Raw genomic sequence first — 19218 nt, 5'->3', positions numbered from 1 at the left:
AGCGGATCACGCAGCCCCGGCCGCCTGTCTGCGCGGTTCGGTCACGAGGCGGGCGGTGCCGCTGACAGACGCAGGGTGTCTGGTGCAGACAGGTCACCTGTGGCCCTCTGGCAGGCCGTGTGCACGGTGGGCGCGTTCTTCGACCAGGCGGCGGAACTCCGGCAGAGCGTGGACGTCGACCATCACGAATGCGCGGTGGTGGCGTGCTGGGTGTGGGCCGGCCCGCCGTTGCATGGGATCCGGCCGCGGCTTTCGCGGCGAGGGCGCGGTCGGAGGCCGTGAGGGTCAGGTGTGGTCGGGGATCTGCCGTTCGGCCTCCCTGGCCGGGTCCTCGATCACCCGCCGCACATCCACCGGGCACTCCACGGGCGTCCGCAGGCATGGTCGGGGACTGGAGTGCCGGGGAGCGAGGTTCAGAGGTCTTCCCGTTCGGTGCTTGACCGTTCCGCCTGCCCGGGAAAGAGGGCGTTCTCCAGGGCATCCAGCCCGAACAGCATGAACACGACCAGCACCGGCAGGAACACAGCGGTCACCACCATGGCGCGCCTCCCGAAGGCAGCGGTCAGAACGCGATGAACAACCCCTACGGGCCCAGACTGCTCCGAACGGACGAGCAGGGCGCGTCCCGGCGCCGTCGCAAGCCGCCGTCCGGGTGACATCCGGTGCGCCGGGGTGCGCGGGAGCGCTCTGGCGGCCCGTTGCGCCGGGCAATCCGACCTCGCGCTGGTTGCTTGGCCGGGTGGGCGGGCGTGGTGAGCCGGCCGGTGGTGAAAGTCAGCTCGATCGAGGCGTGCATCGCTGCCTTGCAGGGCAGCTGCGGCGGCGGGGGCATGTGTGAGGAGTCCCCATGCCGGGGTCGGCCGACGTCAGAGGTCGGCTCGGTCGCAGAGGTATCTGACGTCAGGAGGAAATCGGTATGTCGCAGGTCAAGGAGTCCATCGAGGTCGATGTTCCGGTCCGTGCCGCCTATGACCAGTGGACGCAGTTCGAGTCGTTCCCGCAGTTCATGGACGGTGTCGAGCGGATCGAGCAGCGAACGGACACGCTCACTCACTGGGTGACGAAGATCGCCGGGGTGCAGCGGGAGTTCGACGCGGAGATCATCGAGCAGATCCCGGACACGAAGATCGCCTGGGTGACGGTCGGCGGTGAGACGGAGCAGTCAGGGCTGGTGACGTTCCGCCCCATCGACCCCGCCCATACCGAGGTGACGTTCATGATGGACTTCGATCCCGAGGGGATGGCGGAGAACATCGCGGACAAGTTCGGGTTCGTCGACCGGCAGGTCAAGGGCGACCTGAAGCGGTTCAAGCACTTCATCGAAGACCGAGGCGCCCCGACCGGGCAGTGGCGCGGCCAGGTCTGACCCCACCCCACCCCTGTCGCCGGGCGGGGCCGCGCCAAGGTGGCGGCCCCGCCCGGCGACGGCGCATGCCCGGGGGCGCGCACGGGTCAGGCCACACCGGACACTTTGGACGAGGCCGGACCGTTGGGCTGGGCCGGATATGTTCGCTCGCACCGTCGCGGTGGGGCAGAGATGCGGTCGCCGACGAACCCGTCCGCTGTGATGCGGCAAGTGGTGACCACGCTGGCCGCTCCCTGCGCCGGCTTGGCCGGCTTCGGCCTGGGCCAGGCACCAGGGCCGGAGCCAGGAGCCGGTCGCCGCCGGCGGTCACGTTCACCGCGAGCGCGTTCAGCGAGCGGGGAGGGGCAGACGGCGACGGCTCCGGTGTGGGCTTGGCGGTCGTACCCGATGACCGCCCGGCCGACCCCGCACGTGGTTCACGGGGACGGCTCGGTGGGGGAGCGCGCTCAGTCGGTGGGGGCCTTCTGGGCGTTGAGCAGGGCGGTCAGGGCGGTGCTGAGGTCGGTCAGGACCGTGGTGGCCTTGGCCTTGGCGTCGGCCGTGGGGGCGCCCTTCTCGGCGACGGTCAGCAGGCCGTCGACGGAGCCCTTGAGCTTGTCGATCGCGGCGGAAGCCTGGTCGGCACGGGCGGACTTGGGGGCGAGCGCCGGAAGCACGGCCGGCGGCTTCACGGGCTCGGCGGCCGGGGGCTTCGCAACCGGCTCAGCGGGCTTCACGGGCTCCGCGACCGGGGGCTGAGCGACCGGGGGCTGGGCGACGGGCGGCTGGGCCACCGGCGGCTCCGCGACCGGAGGCTGGGCCACCGGGGGCTTCGCGACGGGGTCTGCCGGCTTCACGGGCTCCGCCACCGGCGGCTTTGCCACCGGGTCAGCCGGCTCCGCGACCGGGGGCTTGGCGGCCGGGTCGGCCGGCGGGTCCGCGGGCTTCGCGGGGGTGTTGACGACGGGCTTCGCCGGGGTCTGTGCGGCGGGGACGGACTTCTTCAGGTTGGCGAACGCGGGCTCGATCCTCGTCTTGACCGCGGCCAGTTCGGCCGCCGACACCTTTCCGTCCGGCGACTTCAGTACCGCCGAGAGCAGATCCGTGACGGGTTCCAGCATCCCGGCGGCAGCGCCGAGCGAGTGAATCTGTGCGAGCAGCGCGTCACTGCCGGGGACGGCCTGTCCCGTGACGCTGGTGGGCGGCTGCTCGGGACCGCTGGCGGCGGCGGCGATGCCCGGTGACGCGGTCAGCAGGGTGACGCAGAGGGCGGCGGGAACGGAATAGCGGGTGATGCGGTGCAACGGCTCGCTCCTGTTCGGTGATGTGTGTGGGTGTGGGTGTGGGTTGGGTGTGGCTGTGGGTGTGGCCGGAGTCGGCCCGGGGCGGGTAGACGCCCCCTACCACTCACCGCATTCCGTTACGTCCCGCAATCGGAACCGTCCTCCAGCCCCCGGCGACACGCCGGTCAACAGCCCGCCAGACTGCACTGACCAGCGGAGATGTCTTCACCCCGGCGCACTGACCCACCCCAGCTACCGTGACATGGAGTGACCGTGCCGCTCGTCCTCACGGGCCGGAGGGGATCGGCACCGTCACCTACGAGGGGCGGCGCCCCGGGCCCGCCCGCTTCGAGCGGTTCGGTATCCGTCCGGTTGAGATGTGGGATGGTGGAGGTGATGGACCGTTCTGGTTCCGCCGCTTGGGCTCCGCCTTCGATCGCGGGCGGATACGGGCATGCAGCTGGTGCTGCCGGCCTTTGACGCCGGACATGAACGCGGCCCCCTTCCAGCTGCGGCCGCGTCCCGGGCAGCCGCAGCGCAGCTGCCTTCGATTGCTTGCAGGGCCGGTACCCCGCGTGAGGGGGAGCCCACTGTGCAGTCCTACGTGGTGCAGGTCCATCTCTACGGATCCGTAGCGGTGGTGACCCTCTGCGCGCGCCCGGACCCCTCCCACCCCTTCGGCCACGCCGCAGCCGGGGACGCTCTCGCCTCGGCGCTGACACGGCTGGGCGCGGGCGTCGACTCGGTCGTCCTGGACCTCGACTGCGCACCTGATCCGGCTCTGGGGGAGGCGTTGGCCTCGGTCGACGCGTGGGCGGCCGGGCGGGAAGTCACCGTGGTCATCCTCGCCCCCGCCCCTGGCACCACCCCGGGTCCCGGTTCCGGCAGGGGAGGCCCGCCCGGCGTCCCGGTGCTGCGTACGGGACCGCCCGGCGCCGGCTTGGCGGGAGCAGGGGATGAGGCGGCTCCGGTCCGCCGGCTTCGCCGGGCCGTGGCCGGGCGGGCGCTGGCCGGTCAGGCGGCCGGGATCCGGCAGGCCCGAAGCCGGGCGCACCCCTGTTCCTGACCGTTGCGGCCCGCGGTCTCGACCGCTGCGGGCCTGCGGTGTCGCGGGGTGCCCGGAGGGGATCCGCTGGGTCAGAATGGAGGCCGGGGCGGTTGCTGGTGGGAGGTGAGGTGCCCGTGGATTCCGCGTTCCCGGAGGAGGCGGGTGCGCCGTTCGGCGGCGAGGACCTCAAGCGGCTCTCGCGGGCGCTGGCGGACTCGCTGGCGGGTACCGCCGGCATCGACGCCCCGGCCGCGCTGTGCCGGGCGTGCGTGGACCTGCTGGATGTGACCGGCGCGTCGGTCTCCCTGAGCGGCGACACCGAGGCCCAGATGGTGTGGTGGTCCAGCGATCCGGTGGCAGCCCAGCTGGCCGAAACCCAGTACACCCTCGGCGACGGCCCCTGCCAGACGGCCCTGGCCCTCGCGGCACCGGTCCTGGCGGCGGATCTGACCGGTGGCGCGGACGCGCGCCGCTGGCCGGTCTTCGCGCAACAGGCCGTCGCCCTGGGGGTGCGGGCGGTGTTCTCGCTGCCCCTGCAGGCTGCCGGCCTGGCGGTGGGGACCCTCGACCTCTACCGCGACCGGCCCGGTCCGCTCTCCGAGCGGGACCGGTCCTTCGCCTTCCCGGCGGCCGACGCGGTCACCACCGCCCTGCTCGTCCTCCAGGCCCAGGAACCCCCCGGTGTGGAGGCGGCCTGGCTGGAGGCCGCCGAGAGCGACCACGAGGAGGTCCACCAGGCCACCGGCATGATCATGGTCCTCCTCGATCTGAACCCGCAGCAGGCCCTGGCCCGGCTGCGGGCCCATGCCTTCACCCAGGGGCAGAGCGTCACCGAAGCGGCGCGTGAGGTCCTGGCCGGAAGGGTCAGGTTCGATGACTAGGCAGAAGACGGTGACGACGCACATGAACCGCGAACAGGCGATCACCGAGGCATTCGTCAGCCTCACCGACACCCTCGCCGACGACGTGGACCCCCTCACCCTCCTGCGCCGCCTGGCCGACCACTGCGTACACCTCACCGCCCTGGACGCGGCCGGTGTGATGCTCGTCAACGCCCGCGGCCGTCTGCAGTCGGCGGTCGTCACCGAGGAGCGGGTCGAGATCACCGAGATGTTCCAGGCCCAGGCCGACGAAGGCCCCTGCATCGACGCCTACAACACCGGCGAGCCCGTCCACGCCGACGACCTGACCGCGAGCGAGGACCGCTGGCCCGTCTTCGCCCCGCTCGCCCTGGCGGCCGGCTTCGAGGCCGCCCACAGCTTCCCCCTCCGGCTGCGAGGCGAGACCATCGGCGCCCTCAACCTCCTCGCCCGCACCCCCACTTCCATCCCGCCGCAGGACGCCCGCCTCCTTCAGGCGCTGGCCCTCGTGGCCACGACGTCCGTGCTGACCTGGAGCCGCGAGCCGCTGCGGCCGTACGACATCGTCACCCACACCCAGGCGGCCCTCTCCGCGAAGGCCGTTCTGGACATCGCCTCCGGCATGCTCGCCGCCAGCGCCGCCATCACCCCCGCCGAAGCCGCACAGAGGCTGCGGGCCTACGCGGCCGTCCACCACCAGCGGCCCGCCGACGTCGCCGACGCCCTCGTCCGCAGGGCCCTGACACCGCAGGACGTCCTTGCGCCGGCGCCCTGACCTGGGCGGTACCGACACCGACACCGACACCGGACACCCCGCCGCCCGCGTGGCCGGTGCCGCCCCGCGTGGCCGGGCAGGCACGGTGGCGGGGGCGTCTCAGATATGCCGCAGCAGACGTCCGGGCCTGCCGGGGCCGGGGCCGGGGCCGGGGCCGGATCCCGGCCCGGTCCGGGACGCGTCGGCGGCTTTGGCCGCTCCGGCCGTCCGGGCGGCGGCGGCGAAGTCCTGGAGCCGGCGCAGCAGCCGGGTGGGGCGCTCGGCCCGCGGGTTCTGCTGATCGACCAGATCCAGGAGCCCGCGCGGCTGGGGCTGCCAGTTGTAGACGAAGAACGCGATGCCCCGCGCGTCCAGCCGACGCGCGACGCCGATCAGAGCGTGCAGGCCCGTGACGTCGAGGAGGGCCAGTTCCTGCATGTCGCAGGCCACCACGTCCACCCCCTCGAGAGCGGCCGTCGCCTCCTCCAGAGCCAGTCCGGTGCTCTCGTCGAGCCGGCCGACGGGGGTCAGGTGCACGGTCGGACCGTAGCGGCGGTGTTTCACCCACAGGACAGGGGCGCGGACGGTGAGCACACCCTCGACTCCGCACACGTGCAGCAGGCGGGCCACCGGCCGGCTGAGCGCGGTCAGGACGACGGTTTTCCCGTCCGCGCGGGCCCGCTGGTCCACCTCCAGCAGGACGTGCAGGCCGGAGCTGTCGCAGAAGGTGACGCCGGCCAGGTCGATGTCGAGGCCGGTGCCGCTGGCGTTCAGGGCTGCGGTGAGTTCTTCGCGCAGGCCGGCGGCTTCGTCCATGTCGATCTCGCCGCTGACCTGGGCCAAGACCCTTTGGGGGCCTGATTCGAAGACCACGGCGACGCGTTCGGGCTGGCAGGTCATGGCCTTGCTCCCTTCGCGGCCCAAAGCCGGGTAAGGCCTTTCGGGGGAGAGAGGGGGCGCGGTCCGCGGATCAGCCGCTGTCGCCGCGCTCACGGGGGGCACCGTCCGGGGAGGGGTGCCGTCCGGCCCGAGGGGCCGGGCCGGCCAGCAGGTGGAGGAGGTCCGCGACCTCGCGACCGCCCTCGGCGGGGTGGCGCAAGAGGGTCCCGGGCGTGACGTCGTAGAGGTTGCGGCGGCCGTTGCGTACCCGGGTCAGATACCCGGCGCTCTCCAGGTCCGTGACGATGGCCTGGGCCGCCCGCTCGGTGATCCGGCACGTCTCGGCCATGTCCCGCAACCGCATCTCCGGATCCTTGAGGATCATGGCGAGGATCCGGGCGTGATGCGTGACGAACGTCCAGCTGGTCCGAGGCCCCACCGGCTCCATGCCCGAATTGTACGATTTGCAATTCGGGTTTCACCAGACCTGAACCCGAGGCCCTCTCCGGGCCGGTGCCGGCCACGCGGGTGTGCGCGCGGGGCGGCTCGCCGTAGGCTGAGAGGGGGCTTCTGAGAGCCTTGCCGTGAGATCGATGATGGTGGACCCGGTGGTACCGCTGGCTGAGGGTGTCCTCACCCAGCTCTACGGCCTGGGCAGCCCACGTCGGGCCCGGCAGTTGCTGCGGGCCGCTGCCGACCGCCACGAGGTGGCGGTGCGGATGCTGGCCCAGCCCATCGTCGACACCTGGTGGCGACCCGGCCCCGATGCCACCGTCCCCCCGCTGCCGCGCGCCCCCGACCTGCCGTTGACCGGCGCACTGGCCACTGACCCCGGTATCCCCGGCCGGATCCTGGTACGCGGCCTGGAGCTGTGCGGCAGCGGGTGCGGCGACGTCCAGCTGGTGAACGCGACCACCGGCCAGTTGGTCCTCGTGGCGCTGGAGGGCCTGCCGGCGGAGTTCGCCACGTACTTCGCCGAGGTCGACACCGACGGCACCGCTTGCGCCCACGCGCGGCATCTGGCGCGCAGGGTGTGTGTCGCGGACGTGGCGGCCAGCGCCCTGTTCACGCCGGCCTCACGGCAGGCGATGCTCGAGGCCGGCAGCCGAGCCGTCCACAGCACCCCGTGGATCGGCCCGGACGGGCACTGCATGGGCATGATCTCCCTGCACGGCTCCCGCCCCGGCGCCCACGTCACGCCCGCCGAGGGCCACGCGTTGGACGCTCTCGCCGCCGAGGCCGCCGCGTGGGCGGTGTGGCGCCGGGCGATCCATGTGCACGACGCCCTGGAAGACCTGCGCGCCAGCGCCGCCACGTCAGCACAACGCCCCCGGCGGTGACCGGGCGCGGTGGGCACAGGTGGCGCGCCACGCGGGGCTGGGCCGCGGCCGCCCCCGGCAGCCGAGGGGCGCGGGGTGCGACCGGATCAGGTGGTCGTGGCCGCGCCGGGGAACCAGGCCGGCACCCGAAGCGGGCAGGCCCCCGGGCCACTTGGGGCCAGGGGGCCTGCCCGCGCCGTGTTCGGCTTGTAGCGGGGCTGCGGCGTGCCGGGGCCACATCGCCGCGATGTGTACCTGCGGCGGCCGGGCGGCCGGAGCAGAGGGCGCTGCGGGTCCGGGGCCGAGAGCAGCTGCCCGAAGTCTCACCGGTGCGCGGTCGCCTGCGCTCGCCCGGCACGTGGATGCGCGCTTCACTCGGTGGTGTGAAGATCGGCGCGTATACCTGGGAGGGGGCGTGAACCGCGATTTCCCGGAATCCGGCGGTCCTAGAATCCACCCACATGTCGCTCTGGCTGCTCAATCACTTCAGCACCTTCACACTGGCCCTGGTCGCGGTCGGCGGAACCGTTCTCCTGGCTGTCGCCGGCAGTGTGTTGCTGCGCCGCAGACACCCGTCGCTGGCCGGTGGCGAGCACAACGACATGGTCGGTGTGACCCTGGGCATGTTCGGCGCCATCTACGGGATCATCCTCGCCTTCGTGATCGTGACCCTGTGGACACAGATGGAGCAAGCGCAGACCATCGTCGCCAACGAGGCCACCAGCGCAGCGCTCATCACCCGCGACGCCGCGGCGTTCCCCGAACCGGTGCGCGTCCGTGTCGATTCGGCCGTGAGCGGTTACGTCCATGCCGTCGTCGAGGACCAATGGCCTCGCATGCGCGCGGGGAACCCCAGCTACGGAGCCACGGAAGCCCATCTCCAGGACGCGTTCCGCACGCTCCAGACGTACGTTCCCCAAACACAGGCGGAGCAGGTCTTCTACGAACAGGCCGCCGACCACCTCAACGACGTCGCCTCACAACGCCGCGCCCGCATCACCATGGCACGCCGGGAACTCCCGCCGCTGCTCCAGGCCTTGGCCTTCGGCGGTGCGCTGGTCCTGATCCCGCTCACGTTCCTCTACGGTCTGCGCAAGCTGCTGGTCCAGATCCTTTTCGTCGCCTCCGTCGCCGCTCTCGTCGGCTTCAGCCTCCTCCTGGTCTTCGTCCTGGACCGCCCCTTCGCCGGTGACCTCAGCGTCAGCCCCGCCCCCTACCGAGAAGGAGCCCTCGCCCAGTACTGGACCCCGTGAACGGGGGTGGGCCGGCAGACCGCTGCCCGTCGCGGGTCAGGTGCTCTGGTACCTGTGGTGGGGGAGGCGGTAGACGACGCTGCGGGCGCAGGGGGCCGGGTGGCATGGTGGGGTCGTCGAAGTCGTCGGCCGGGTCGCGGGTCATTCCGGCTCGGGCCGCCTCGGTCGCGTAGCCGTGGCCCCATGCCGAGCGGGCCAGGCGCCATCCTGCCTCCACGCCTGTGAAGGGCATGGCCTCTTCCACCGGATCCAGGCCGGTGAAGCCGATGAACTCCCCGCTGTCGATGATCTCGACCGCCCACCAGCCCCAGCCCCGCCGGTCGATGTCCGGCACTCCCTCACGCGGCAGGACGGCTACCGGGCCCCTGCGGCCCACGCCCCGGCCTGGCGGGCCGACCTGCGCGTCGAGGGCGACGAGGGCGTCGTCGTCCACAGCTCGTGTCACGTGAACCGGGGACCGGAAACAGGCGACTTCACCCGAATCGACGCTGTTCCTAGGCTGGCCTGGCAAGCAAGCGGAGCATACGTCGCGGGCCGGTCACCGGTGCGGCGCCGAGGGAGTCGTCTTGGCCAGTCACGAACCGTCGTTCAGCGCGTTCCGCGCGTCGGGAGCGCAGCAGCGGATGTACTTCCTCCAGCAGCTGGAGGAGGGCAGGCCGACCTACCACATGCCCGTCTTCTACGGCCTCGAAGGCCCGGTGGACGAGGCCGCGCTCCGCGCCTGCGCCCAGGGTCTGGTCGACCGGCACGAGGCGCTGCGCACCCGCTTCGTCCTGCGGGACGGCGAGCTGTGGCAGCACATCGACACCGAGGCCTCGCTCGTCTGGTCCTGCGCCACGGCGCGCGGAGCCGGGGACGTCGAGGAGTGGATGGCCGCCGAACACCACCGGCCCTTCGACCTGGAGTCCGGACCGCTCTTCCGGGCGGCCCTGCTGCACACACCCGAGGGCGCGGTCCTCGCGCTCGCCATGCACCACATCGTCGCCGACGGCTGGTCCGTCGGGATCCTCGCCCGCGAACTCCTCACCGCGTACGCCCAGTACGTCGACGGGCCCGGCGGCACCGCCCCGCAGGCCCCCGAGTACCAGTACGCCGACTTCTCCGACTGGCAGGAGGAGTGGCTCCGCGGCCCCGCCGCCCAACGCCAGCTCGCCTACTGGGAGAAGCAGCTGGACGGCGAACTCCCCGACGCGCCCCTGCCCCGCGACGGCCGGCCCGCCGCCGGAGCGGCCCGCGGCGCGGCGGCGCTGCACTCCTTCGAGGTGCCGGCCCCGGTGCTCGCCCGGATGGAGCGCCTGTGCCGCGACACCCACAGCACCCCGTACACGCTGATGCTGGCGGCCTTCCAGATCGTGCTGGGCCGCTACACCGGCACCGACGACGTACGCGTCGGGACGCCGGTGGCGGTCCGGGGCCGCAAGGAGTTCCAGGACACCGTCGGCCTGTTCGTCAACACGCTGGTGATCCGCGCCGACCTGTCCGACGACCCCGCCTTCCGGGTCCACCTGGAGCGCGTACGGGACACCGTGCTCGACGCCCAGGACCACCAGGACCTGCCCTTCGAACGCGTCGTCGACCGGATCGCCGCCGGACGTAGCGGTGAGGAGGCCGCCCTCTTCCAGGTCATGTTCGGGCTGCACGACGAGGACGGCATGACCGAGGGCCTGCCCGGCCCGAGGGCCACGCTGCTCGAAGGACCGGCCGGAACCGCCAAGTTCGACCTGACCTTCGACGTGATACGCACCGGCGGCGCGCTCGGCTGCCGGCTGGAGTACCGGGCGGACCTGTTCGACGCCGCCACCATCGGGCAGTTCGGCCGGCACTTCGCCCGCCTCCTGGACGCCGCCACCGAGAACCCCGGGCTGCCGGTCAGCGCACTGCCGATGCTGTCGGCCGACGAGCGGACCGGCATCGGCTCGCCGCTCCCGGACCGCGCCGCCCTCCCGGACACCCCGGGCGAGCGGACGTGCGTCCACGAGATCTTCGCCGGACACGCCGCCCGCACCCCCGACGCCGTCGCCCTCGTCCACGAGGGCACCTCCCTCACCTACCGCGAGCTCGACACCCGCGCCAACCGGCTCGCGCACCGCCTGCGCGCCCTCGGCGTGGGCCCCGACACCCTCGTCGGGCTGTGCCTGCCCCGCTCCGCCGACCTCGTCGTCGCTCTGCTCGGCATCCTCAAGGCCGGCGGTGCCTACCTGCCGCTCGACCCCGACAACCCGCCCGAGCGGCTGGGCCACATCGTCCAGGACGCCCGCCTGGAGCACGTCGTCGGCACCACCGGGACCCGGGCCCTCTGGGACGCCCCCGGCCTGCGCACCGTCGACCTGCTCGCCGACGCCCCGCTCCTGGCCGCCCAACCGGACACCGCCCCCGACACCGGCGTCACCCCGGACCACCTGGCCTACGTCATCTACACCTCCGGGTCCACCGGCCTGCCCAAGGGCACCCTGGTGCCCCACGCCAACGTCACCCGGCTGTTCTCCGCCACCGACCACTGGTTCGGCTTCGGCCCCGACGACGTGTGGACCCTCTTCCACTCCATCGCCTTCGACTTCTCCGTCTGGGAGCTGTGGGGAGCCCTCGCCCACGGCGGCCGCCTCGTCGTGGTCCCGTACGCGACCAGCCGCTCGCCCGAGGAGTTCCACCGGCTGCTGCGCGCCGAACGGGTCACCGTCCTCAACCAGACCCCCTCCGCCTTCTACCAGCTGGCCCGCGCCGACGAGGAACACCACCGCACGGCCGGACCGGCCGGCTCCGGGCTCGCCCTGCGCCACGTCGTCTTCGGCGGGGAAGCACTCGACGTCGCCGCCCTCGCCGGATGGTTCGCCCGGCACGGCGACACCGCACCCCGCCTGGTCAACATGTACGGCATCACCGAGACGACCGTGCACGTCACCTACCGGCCGCTGACCGCCCGCGACGCCGGGGAGGGCCGCGGCAGCGTCATCGGCGTGCCCATCCCCGACCTGCGCCTGCACCTGCTCGACGCGCGCGGCCGGACCGTCCCGCGCGGCGCCGTCGGGGAGCTGTACGTCGCCGGAGCGGGCCTGGCCCGCGGCTACCTGCGCCGGCCCGAACTCACCGCCGAGCGCTTCCCCACCGGAGTCGCCGACGGTGTCGCCGACGGGCCCGCCGGGCTCGCGGAGGCCGAGCGGCTCTACCGCACCGGAGACCTGGCGCGGGCCCTGCCCGACGGGGACCTGGAGTACCTCGGCCGCATCGACCACCAGGTCAAGCTGCGCGGCTTCCGGATCGAACTCGGCGAGGTCGAGGCCGCCCTGGCCGCCCACCCCCTGGTCGACGCCGCGGTCGCACTCGTCGCCCCGGATCCCGCGGGGAACGACGTCCTGGTCGGCTACCTGGCCGTGACCGGGGCCGACGACGGGGCGGGCGGGGCGGGCCCCACCGTCGAGGAGATGCGCGAGCACCTCGCCCGGCGGCTGCCCGGCTACATGATCCCCGGCGCGTTCGTCACCCTGCCCGCCTTCCCGCTGACCGCCAACGGCAAGACCGACCGGCGCCGGCTGCCCGCCCCCGGCTCGGCCGCCCGCACCCCCACCGCCGCCTACGAGGCACCCCGAGGGCCGGTCGAGACCGCGCTCACCGAGGTCTTCGCCCAGGTCCTCGGGCACGAACGGGTCGGCGCCCTGGACAACTGGTTCGCACTCGGCGGAGACTCCATCCGCTCCCTCCAGGTGCTCGCCCGCATCCGCGAACGAGGCCTCGACCTCACCGTCGCCGATCTCATGAGCCGACAGACCGCGCGCGCCCTCGCCCCGCACGTCACCCCGCGGGACCGGGCCGCGGCCGCAGCCGTTGCCCCGTACGAGCCGTTCGCACTCCTGACCCCCACCGACCGCGCCGCCCTGCCCGAGGGGCTGGAGGACGCCTACCCGATGACCCGGCTCCAGGCCGGGATGCTCTACCACAGCGACCTGCCGTCCGCCGGCGGACGCGTCTACCACAACGTGGCCTCCTACCTGATCGAAGCGCCCTTCTCCGAGGACGCCTGGCGGACCACCGTTGAGGTCCTCGCGGCCCGGCACGAGATGCTGCGCACCTCCTTCGACCCGCACGGATTCACCGAGCCCCTCCAACTCGTCCACCACGGCGCCCGCCCGGAGCTCACCTTCGAGGACCTGCACGGCCTCGACGCCGAGGCCCAGCGCACCGCCGTCGCCGCCCGCTACGCCGCCGAGCGCGACCGGCCCTTCGACTGGGACCGGCCCCCGCTGATCCGCTTCCACGTCCAACGGCTCTCCGACACCCGGCTCCAGCTCTTCGTCGCCGAGCACCACGCCGTCCTCGACGGCTGGAGCGAACGTTCGCTCCTCACCGAACTCGCCACCTGCTACACCGAGGCGCTCGCCGCCCGGACCCCGGCGGACGGCCCCTCCCCGCAAGCCGGCCCCCGCTCCCGGTTCGCCTCCTTCGTCGCACTCGAACGGGCCGCGCTGGCCGACCCCGGGCAGCGCGCCTTCTGGACCGGCAAGGCCGCCGCCGCCCCCGCCACCCGGCTGGCCCGCCCGGCGGCGACCGGCGGACCCGCCCGGATGTCCTGGTACCTCGCGCCCCTGCCCGAGGACCTGCACGCCCGGCTCACCAGCCTGGCCGCAGCGTGCGCCGTACCGCTGCGCACCGTTTTGCTCGCCGCCCACCTGAGGGTCATGGCCCTGCTGGCCGGCGGCGACGCGGTCACCACCGGAGTGGTCCACAACGGCCGTGCCGAGGAGACCGACGGCGACAAGGTCGTCGGCGTCTTCCTGAACACCCTGCCGCTGAGCGTCACGGTCACCGGGCTCAGCTGGCGCGGCCTCGTCGGGCACGTCGCCGCTCTGGAGGCGGAACTGCACGCGCACCGCCGCTTCCCGCTCGCCGAGATCCAGCGCCTGGCCGGGGGCGGCCCGCTCTTCGAGACCTTCTTCAACTACACCCACTTCCACGTGGAGCGGGACGGGCCGGCCGACGGCACGTTCACCGTGCTGGAGGAGACCGGAGAGGCCGGCACCGACTTCGCCTTCGGCGCGGAGTTCTCCCGCAGCCCCGACGGCGCCCTGCTCGAACTCGGCCTGCGCTACGACGCGGTCCAGTTCTCCGAGGAGCAGATGGCGAGCGCGCACGCCTCCTACACGGCAGCCCTGCGCGACCTGGCCGAGACCCCCGAGCGCGACTGCACCACCGCCGACCTGCTGCCCGAGGCCGAACACCGCCGCTACGCCGACTGGAACCGCACCGCCGTCGACTACCCGCAGCCGCACGTCCTGACCCGGCTGATCGACGCGCAGCGCGACCGGACCCCCGACGCCCCCGCCGTCCGCTTCGAGGGCGCCGAGCTGACCTACCGCACCCTCGACACCGAGGCCGAGCGGCTGTGCGCGGCCCTGCGCGAGCGGGGCGCCGGCCCCGGCACGTTCGTGGGCCTGCTGCTGGAACGCTCCCTGGCCCTGCCCGTCGTACTCCTCGCCGTCCTCAAGTCCGGAGCCGCCTACGTCCCGCTGGACCCGGAGCACCCGGCGCCGCGCGTACGGTCCCTGCTCGCCGAATCCGGCATCGGCCTGGTGGTCACCGAGGGCGCGTGGGCGGAGCGGCTGGAAGGCTCCGGGGTCACCGTCCTGGGGCCGGACGCGGCCGCGACCGGCACGGCGGTTCCTGCCGGGGCGCCCGAGCCCTCCGACCCGGCGTACATGATCTTCACCTCGGGATCCACCGGCAAGCCCAAGGGGGTCGTGGTCTCGCACCGCGCCATCGCCAACAGGCTGCTGTGGATGCAGGACGCCTACGGCCTGACCCCGGGGGAGCGGGTGCTGCACAAGACCCCGTACACCTTCGACGTCTCCGTGTGGGAGCTGTTCTGGCCGCTGCTGACCGGCGCCACCCTGGTCCTCGCCCGCCCCGGAGGCCAGCGCGACCCCGGCTACCTCGCCGCACTGATCCGGGCCGACGGCGTCAGCACGGTGCACTTCGTCCCGTCGATGCTCAGCGTCTTCCTCGACGACCCCGCGGCCGTGGCCGGCGCGGCCGGCCTCACCCGGGTGGTGTGCAGCGGCGAGGCCCTGCCGTACGAGGTCCAGCGCAGGTTCTTCGAGCGGCTGCCCGGCGTGGAACTGCACAACCTCTACGGGCCCACCGAGGCCGCCGTCGACGTCACCTCCTGGCAGTGCCGGCCGGACGGCGGCGACACCGTGCCCATCGGCCGCCCCATCGCCAACATGCGCACCCACGTCCTGGACCGCCGCCTGGCCGAGGTCCCCCTCGGCGTCACCGGTGAGCTCTTCCTCGAAGGCGTCGGCCTCGCCGACGGCTACCACGGACGACCCGAGCTGACGGCCGAGCGCTTCATCGAGCACACCGGCCCGGACGGCACCACCCGGCGCCTCTACCGGACCGGCGACCTGGCCCGGCACCGCCCCGACGGAGCCCTGGAGTACGCGGGCCGCACCGACCACCAGCTCAAGATCCGCGGATTCCGCGTCGAGCCCGGGGAGATCGAGGCCGTCCTCGCCGAACATCCCGGCGTGCGCGACTGCGCGGTCCTGCCCCGGGGCGAACGCCTCGTCGGCTACTTCGTCCCCGAGGCGGCCGGCCCGGACGCCGCACCGGCCCCCGACCCGGGCGCACTCGCCGCCCACGCCCGGGAGCGGCTCCCCGAGTACATGGTCCCCTCCGCCTGGGTGTGCCTGACGGACCTCCCGCTGACCGCCAACGGCAAGCTGGACCGCGCCGCCCTGCCCGACCCGGACCCCGCCGACCTGCGCGGCGGTGTGGAGCCGACCCCGCCCCGCGACGCCCTCGAATCCCGCCTCGCCGGGATCTGGGAGCAGCTCCTGGACGCCGGCCCGGTCGGCGTCCACGACGACTTCTTCGAATCCGGCGGGCACTCCATCGACGCCCTGCGGCTGATCGGCCGGATCAACCAGGCCTTCGGCGAACGCCTCGGCGTCTCGGCCGTCCTGGAGCACCCGACCGTCGCCCGGCAGGCCGCGCTGCTGCGGGGCCGGCACGTCGCCGTCGCCCCGGACCCGGTGGTCCGCCTCCGGCCCGAAGGCACCCTCGACCCGCTCTTCCTCGTCCACCCGATCGGCGGGAACGTCTTGTGCTACCGCCCCCTGGCCGCCGAACTGGGCACCGAACGCCCGGTGTTCGGCCTGACGGCGCCCGGGCTGACCGACCCCGCGGCGGCCCCCGACGCCACCGTCGAGGAGCTGGCCGCCGCCCACCTGGAGGCCCTGCGCCGGACCCGCCCCACCGGCCCCTACCACCTGGCCGGATGGTCCTTCGGCGGGCTCCTCGCCTACGAGATGGCGGTCCAACTGCGGGCCGCCGGACAGGAGGTGGCGACCCTCGCGCTGCTGGACACCGGCTATCCGGAGCCCGGCCACGTCCCCGACGACGAGAACGAGCTGCTGGAGTGGTTCCACGGGGACCTGGCCCGCTCCGCCGGGTTCGACCCGACCGACGAGAGCCTGTCCGTGCTGCGCAGCGCCCTGCGGAGCGCCGCCGGCACCCCCGCCCGGCTCGCCGCCCTCGCCGGGCACGTGGAACGCGAGGGCTTCGCCCCCGGCCTGGACCCCCGCGACCTCGCCCGGCACTACGCGGTCTTCCGCACCGGGATCCGGGCCGCCGCCGCGTACGAGCCCCCGGCCGCCCCCTGCCCGGTCCTCTTCCTCCAGAGCGGGACCGGGGCCCGGGAGCACGCCGCCGACCGATGGGCGGTCCGGGCCGAGGCGGGCCTCACCCACCTCACCCGCCACGACGCCGCCACCGACCACTACGGGCTGATGCGGCCGCCGCACAGCACCGCGGCCGCCGCCCTGCTGCGCACCGCCCTCGCCGGGGCCGGCCACCGCTGACCGGGTGCCCCGGCCCGCCCGGGGCACCCGTCCCCCCTTCCCGCGCCGCGCGTCGATCAGGCATGCGCCGACGCGCCCCGCCCCAGAACAGGAAACGGAACACACCACGTGACGACTGACACCCCAGGGGCCGCCCCCGAGCTGAGCGGCCGGATCCGCGGCGGTCCCGCCGAACTCCTCCACGACGAAGTGCTAGCCCCCCAGTTCGTGTTCGAGTCCCGCCACCTGCTGCGCCACTACGTCGCCATCGAGAAGACCCTGGCCGCCGAGTACGTCCGCATGGACCTCATCACCGCCGAGGAGGCCCACCGGATCGCCGCCCTGCTGGACGCCGTCGGATCCGGCACCCTCAGCGCGCAGCCCGGCGCCAACATGTCGGACATCGCCTTCGCCCTCGAACGGCACGTCGAGGCGGGCCTGCCCGCCCCGGTCACGCACTGGCACGCCGACCGCAGCCGCAACGACCTCCAGGCCTGCGCCCAGGTGATGTACGGCCGCGACCAGCTCGCCCGCTTCGCCAGCGCGCTCCTCGAACTCGGCTCGGTCGTACACGAGCTGGCTCAGAAGACCTGCGACCTGCCCATGCCGGGGTACACCCACTTCCAGGCCGCCCAGATCATCACCCCCGGCTTCCACCTCGCCGCACTCTCCGAGCACCTGCTGCACACCCACGCCCGGCTGCTGAACGCCTACGACGGCATCGACGCCTGCCCGCTCGGCGCCGGCGCCATGGCCGGCCAGGAACTCCCCTGGGACCGCGACCGGATGGCCCGGCTGCTCGGCTTCTCCCGGCCGCAGCCCCATGCCCTGACCGCCGTGGCCTCGCGCCGCTGGAGCGCCGAACTGACGGCGGAACTGAGCCTGCTGGGGACCGCGCTGAGCCGTTTCACCACCGACCTGCTCACCTGGGGCGGCAGCGAGTACGGGTTCATCGAACTGCCCGACGAACTGTCCGGCATCTCCTCCGCCATGCCGCAGAAGAAGAACTATCCGGTCCTGGAGCGCATCCGGGGCCGCACCGCCCACCTGACGGCCTTCCACTTCGACGTGCTCCTGGGCCAGCGCAACACCCCCTTCTGCAACCTCGTCGAGGTGTCCAAGGAAGCCGGCACCCACCTGCTGAACGCCTTCGACTCGGCCCACGGCACCGTCCGCCTCCTCACCGAGGTCCTGCGCAGGCTGACCTTCCGCGCCGACCGCATGCGCCAGGTGTGCGAGCGCGAGTTCCTCGGCGGCTTCAGCCTCGCCAACGCCCTCTGCCTCACCGAAGGGGTGCCCTGGCGCACCGCCCAGGTCGTCGCCGGGAAGTACGTCGTCCTCGCCGCGACGGCGGGCGCCGCCCCCGCCCCGGGGGAACCCGCCCTGCTGGCCGAGGCGGCCGCCGGACACGGCATCACCCTCGCCGACCCCGCCCGGCTCCTCGCCGAGGCCTTCGACGTCGACCGGGGCCTGGAGCGCATGGTGTCCGCCGGGTCAGCCCGCCCCGACGCCGTCCGCGCGGTCCTGCGCGGCCAGCAGGAGACGTACGAACACCTGCGCGCCGACTGGCGGGCGCGCGCCGCCGCGCTCCGTGCGGGCGCCGAGGAGGGCGACCGCGCCCTGTACGGAGCGCCCGGCGACACGACCGACGAGGAGGACGGCGATGGCACCCGCACCCGCGTACAGCGCGCCCACTGACACCGTCGCCGGGGCGAGCGCCGTCCCCGCCGGCCCCGGCTCCGGCAGCGCCTTCGGCACCTTCGGCGAACTGCTCCAGGGCGCCCTGCCCCACCCGCAGGGGGACTTCCTGGTCACCTTCCCCCTCGCCCGCTGGGCCACCGCCGTGTTCCACCCCGAGCCCGGCCGCCGCGAGGTCCGGGTGCGCCCGGCGCACAAGGCCAAGTCGCGCCGTGTCGCCGAGGCCGTCCTGGCCGCCCTCGACGCGGCGGGCGGCGGCCTGCTGGAGATCGCCGGGGACCTGCCCGAGGGCAAGGGCCTCGCCAGTTCCTCCGCCGACCTGGTCGCCACGGTACGGGCCGTCGGGGCAGCCCACGGGCGCTCCTTCACCCCGGCCGAGACGGAGGACTTCCTGCGGGGCATCGAACCGGCCGACGGGGTCATGTACGACGAGATCGTCGCCTTCCACCACCGGGAGGTGCGCCTCGGCCGCCGCCTCGGGGTGCTGCCGCCCCTCGCCGTCGTCGCCCACGACGAGGGCGGCCAGGTCGACACCGTGGCGCACAACCGGGGAGCCCGGCCCATCGGCGCCGCCGACCGGGAGGAGTACGCACGCCTGCTGGACCGGCTCACCGACGCCGTGGCCAGAGGCGACCTCGCCGAGGTCGGTGCCGTCGCCACCCGCAGCGCCGAGATGAACGCCCGCCGCCGCCGGCGCGCCGGCTTCGAGCGGCTGCGCGCCCTGTGCCGCGAGGCCGACGGGCTGGGCCTGGTCCTCGCCCACAGCGGCACCATGCTCGGCGTCCTCCTGGAGGCGGACGACCCCGCCCTCGCCGGCAAGACCGAACACATCCGGGCCGGCTGCGCCGCCCTCGGCGGCGAGGTGTCCGTACACCGCTCCCTCGGCGCCGACGACAGCTGGATTCCGCAGGCCGCACCCGCCCACCCCACCGAGCTGGAGATCTGAG

At 73.8% G+C, this 19218-nt stretch carries 14 protein-coding genes; 9 read left to right on the top strand and 5 right to left on the bottom strand.

The features are described from left to right. Positions 1 to 413: 413 nt before the first annotated feature. Positions 414 to 539: a hypothetical protein gene (locus ABT403_RS12545; RefSeq protein WP_344158711.1), complete on the bottom strand. Its 126-nt coding sequence runs from the start codon at positions 537 to 539 to the stop codon at positions 414 to 416. A 377-nt stretch (positions 540 to 916) separates the two neighbouring features. On the opposite strand from ABT403_RS12545, the gene ABT403_RS12540 reads away from it, so the two are divergent. Continuing rightward, entirely contained in the window at positions 917 to 1366 is a 450-nt protein-coding gene (locus ABT403_RS12540; protein ID WP_344158713.1) for an SRPBCC family protein, read from the top strand. A 446-nt stretch (positions 1367 to 1812) separates the two neighbouring features. On the opposite strand, the gene ABT403_RS12535 is transcribed toward ABT403_RS12540, so the two are convergent. After that, positions 1813 to 2649: a hypothetical protein gene (locus ABT403_RS12535; RefSeq protein ID WP_344158715.1), complete on the bottom strand. Its 837-nt coding sequence runs from the start codon at positions 2647 to 2649 to the stop codon at positions 1813 to 1815. A 571-nt stretch (positions 2650 to 3220) separates the two neighbouring features. On the opposite strand from ABT403_RS12535, the gene ABT403_RS12530 reads away from it, so the two are divergent. The 3 genes from ABT403_RS12530 (at position 3221) to ABT403_RS12520 (ending at position 5311) form a co-directional block, all read left to right on the top strand. Beyond that, a complete protein-coding gene (locus tag ABT403_RS12530; protein ID WP_344158717.1) occupies positions 3221 to 3694 on the top strand; it encodes a hypothetical protein in 474 nt (157 codons plus the stop codon). Positions 3695 to 3810: 116 nt separating this feature from the next. Beyond that, positions 3811 to 4557: a GAF and ANTAR domain-containing protein gene (locus tag ABT403_RS12525; RefSeq protein WP_344158719.1), complete on the top strand. Its 747-nt coding sequence runs from the start codon at positions 3811 to 3813 to the stop codon at positions 4555 to 4557. Then, the gene (locus tag ABT403_RS12520; RefSeq protein WP_344158721.1) at positions 4550 to 5311 is read left to right on the top strand and encodes a GAF and ANTAR domain-containing protein; all 762 of its coding nucleotides are present in this window, start codon (positions 4550 to 4552) and stop codon (positions 5309 to 5311) included. The genes ABT403_RS12525 and ABT403_RS12520 overlap by 8 nt, the downstream gene beginning before the upstream one ends. 99 nt (positions 5312 to 5410) lie before the next feature. On the opposite strand, the gene ABT403_RS12515 is transcribed toward ABT403_RS12520, so the two are convergent. Together ABT403_RS12515 and ABT403_RS12510 are read right to left on the bottom strand one after the other, a co-directional pair. Next, the gene (locus ABT403_RS12515; RefSeq protein ID WP_344158723.1) at positions 5411 to 6190 is read right to left on the bottom strand and encodes an STAS domain-containing protein; all 780 of its coding nucleotides are present in this window, start codon (positions 6188 to 6190) and stop codon (positions 5411 to 5413) included. A gap of 70 nt (positions 6191 to 6260) precedes the next feature. Beyond that, positions 6261 to 6617 (bottom strand): winged helix-turn-helix transcriptional regulator, encoded by a 357-nt coding sequence (locus tag ABT403_RS12510; RefSeq protein WP_344158725.1) that lies wholly within the window; start codon positions 6615 to 6617, stop codon positions 6261 to 6263. Between the two features lie 145 nt (positions 6618 to 6762). On the opposite strand from ABT403_RS12510, the gene ABT403_RS12505 reads away from it, so the two are divergent. Further along, the gene (locus ABT403_RS12505) at positions 6763 to 7509 is read left to right on the top strand and encodes a GAF domain-containing protein (RefSeq protein WP_344158992.1); all 747 of its coding nucleotides are present in this window, start codon (positions 6763 to 6765) and stop codon (positions 7507 to 7509) included. Positions 7510 to 7949: 440 nt separating this feature from the next. Next, positions 7950 to 8741: a bestrophin-like domain gene (locus ABT403_RS12500; protein ID WP_344158727.1), complete on the top strand. Its 792-nt coding sequence runs from the start codon at positions 7950 to 7952 to the stop codon at positions 8739 to 8741. On the opposite strand, the gene ABT403_RS12495 is transcribed toward ABT403_RS12500, so the two are convergent. Further along, complete coding sequence (locus tag ABT403_RS12495; protein ID WP_502966008.1) at positions 8689 to 9075, bottom strand: GNAT family N-acetyltransferase; 387 nt, start codon at positions 9073 to 9075, stop codon at positions 8689 to 8691. The two genes, ABT403_RS12500 and ABT403_RS12495, sit on opposite strands and share 53 nt — an antisense overlap. A gap of 232 nt (positions 9076 to 9307) precedes the next feature. Here ABT403_RS12495 and ABT403_RS12490 point away from each other — a divergent pair, with 232 nt between their 5' ends. The 3 genes from ABT403_RS12490 (at position 9308) to ABT403_RS12480 (ending at position 19217) form a co-directional block, all read left to right on the top strand. Then, a complete protein-coding gene (locus ABT403_RS12490) occupies positions 9308 to 16594 on the top strand; it encodes a non-ribosomal peptide synthetase (RefSeq protein ID WP_344158729.1) in 7287 nt (2428 codons plus the stop codon). 108 nt (positions 16595 to 16702) lie between these two features. Next, entirely contained in the window at positions 16703 to 18271 is a 1569-nt protein-coding gene (locus tag ABT403_RS12485) for an argininosuccinate lyase (protein WP_344158731.1), read from the top strand. Beyond that, positions 18237 to 19217 (top strand): GHMP family kinase ATP-binding protein, encoded by a 981-nt coding sequence (locus tag ABT403_RS12480; protein ID WP_344158733.1) that lies wholly within the window; start codon positions 18237 to 18239, stop codon positions 19215 to 19217. The genes ABT403_RS12485 and ABT403_RS12480 overlap by 35 nt, the downstream gene beginning before the upstream one ends. Position 19218 lies beyond the last annotated feature (1 nt).

Source organism: Streptomyces sp. NPDC000075, from assembly GCF_040301925.1.
Lineage (GTDB): Bacteria > Actinomycetota > Actinomycetes > Streptomycetales > Streptomycetaceae > Streptomyces > Streptomyces polychromogenes.
The sequence above is the reverse complement of the archived record's forward strand: the minus strand, read 5'-3'. Positions and strand labels throughout refer to the sequence as shown.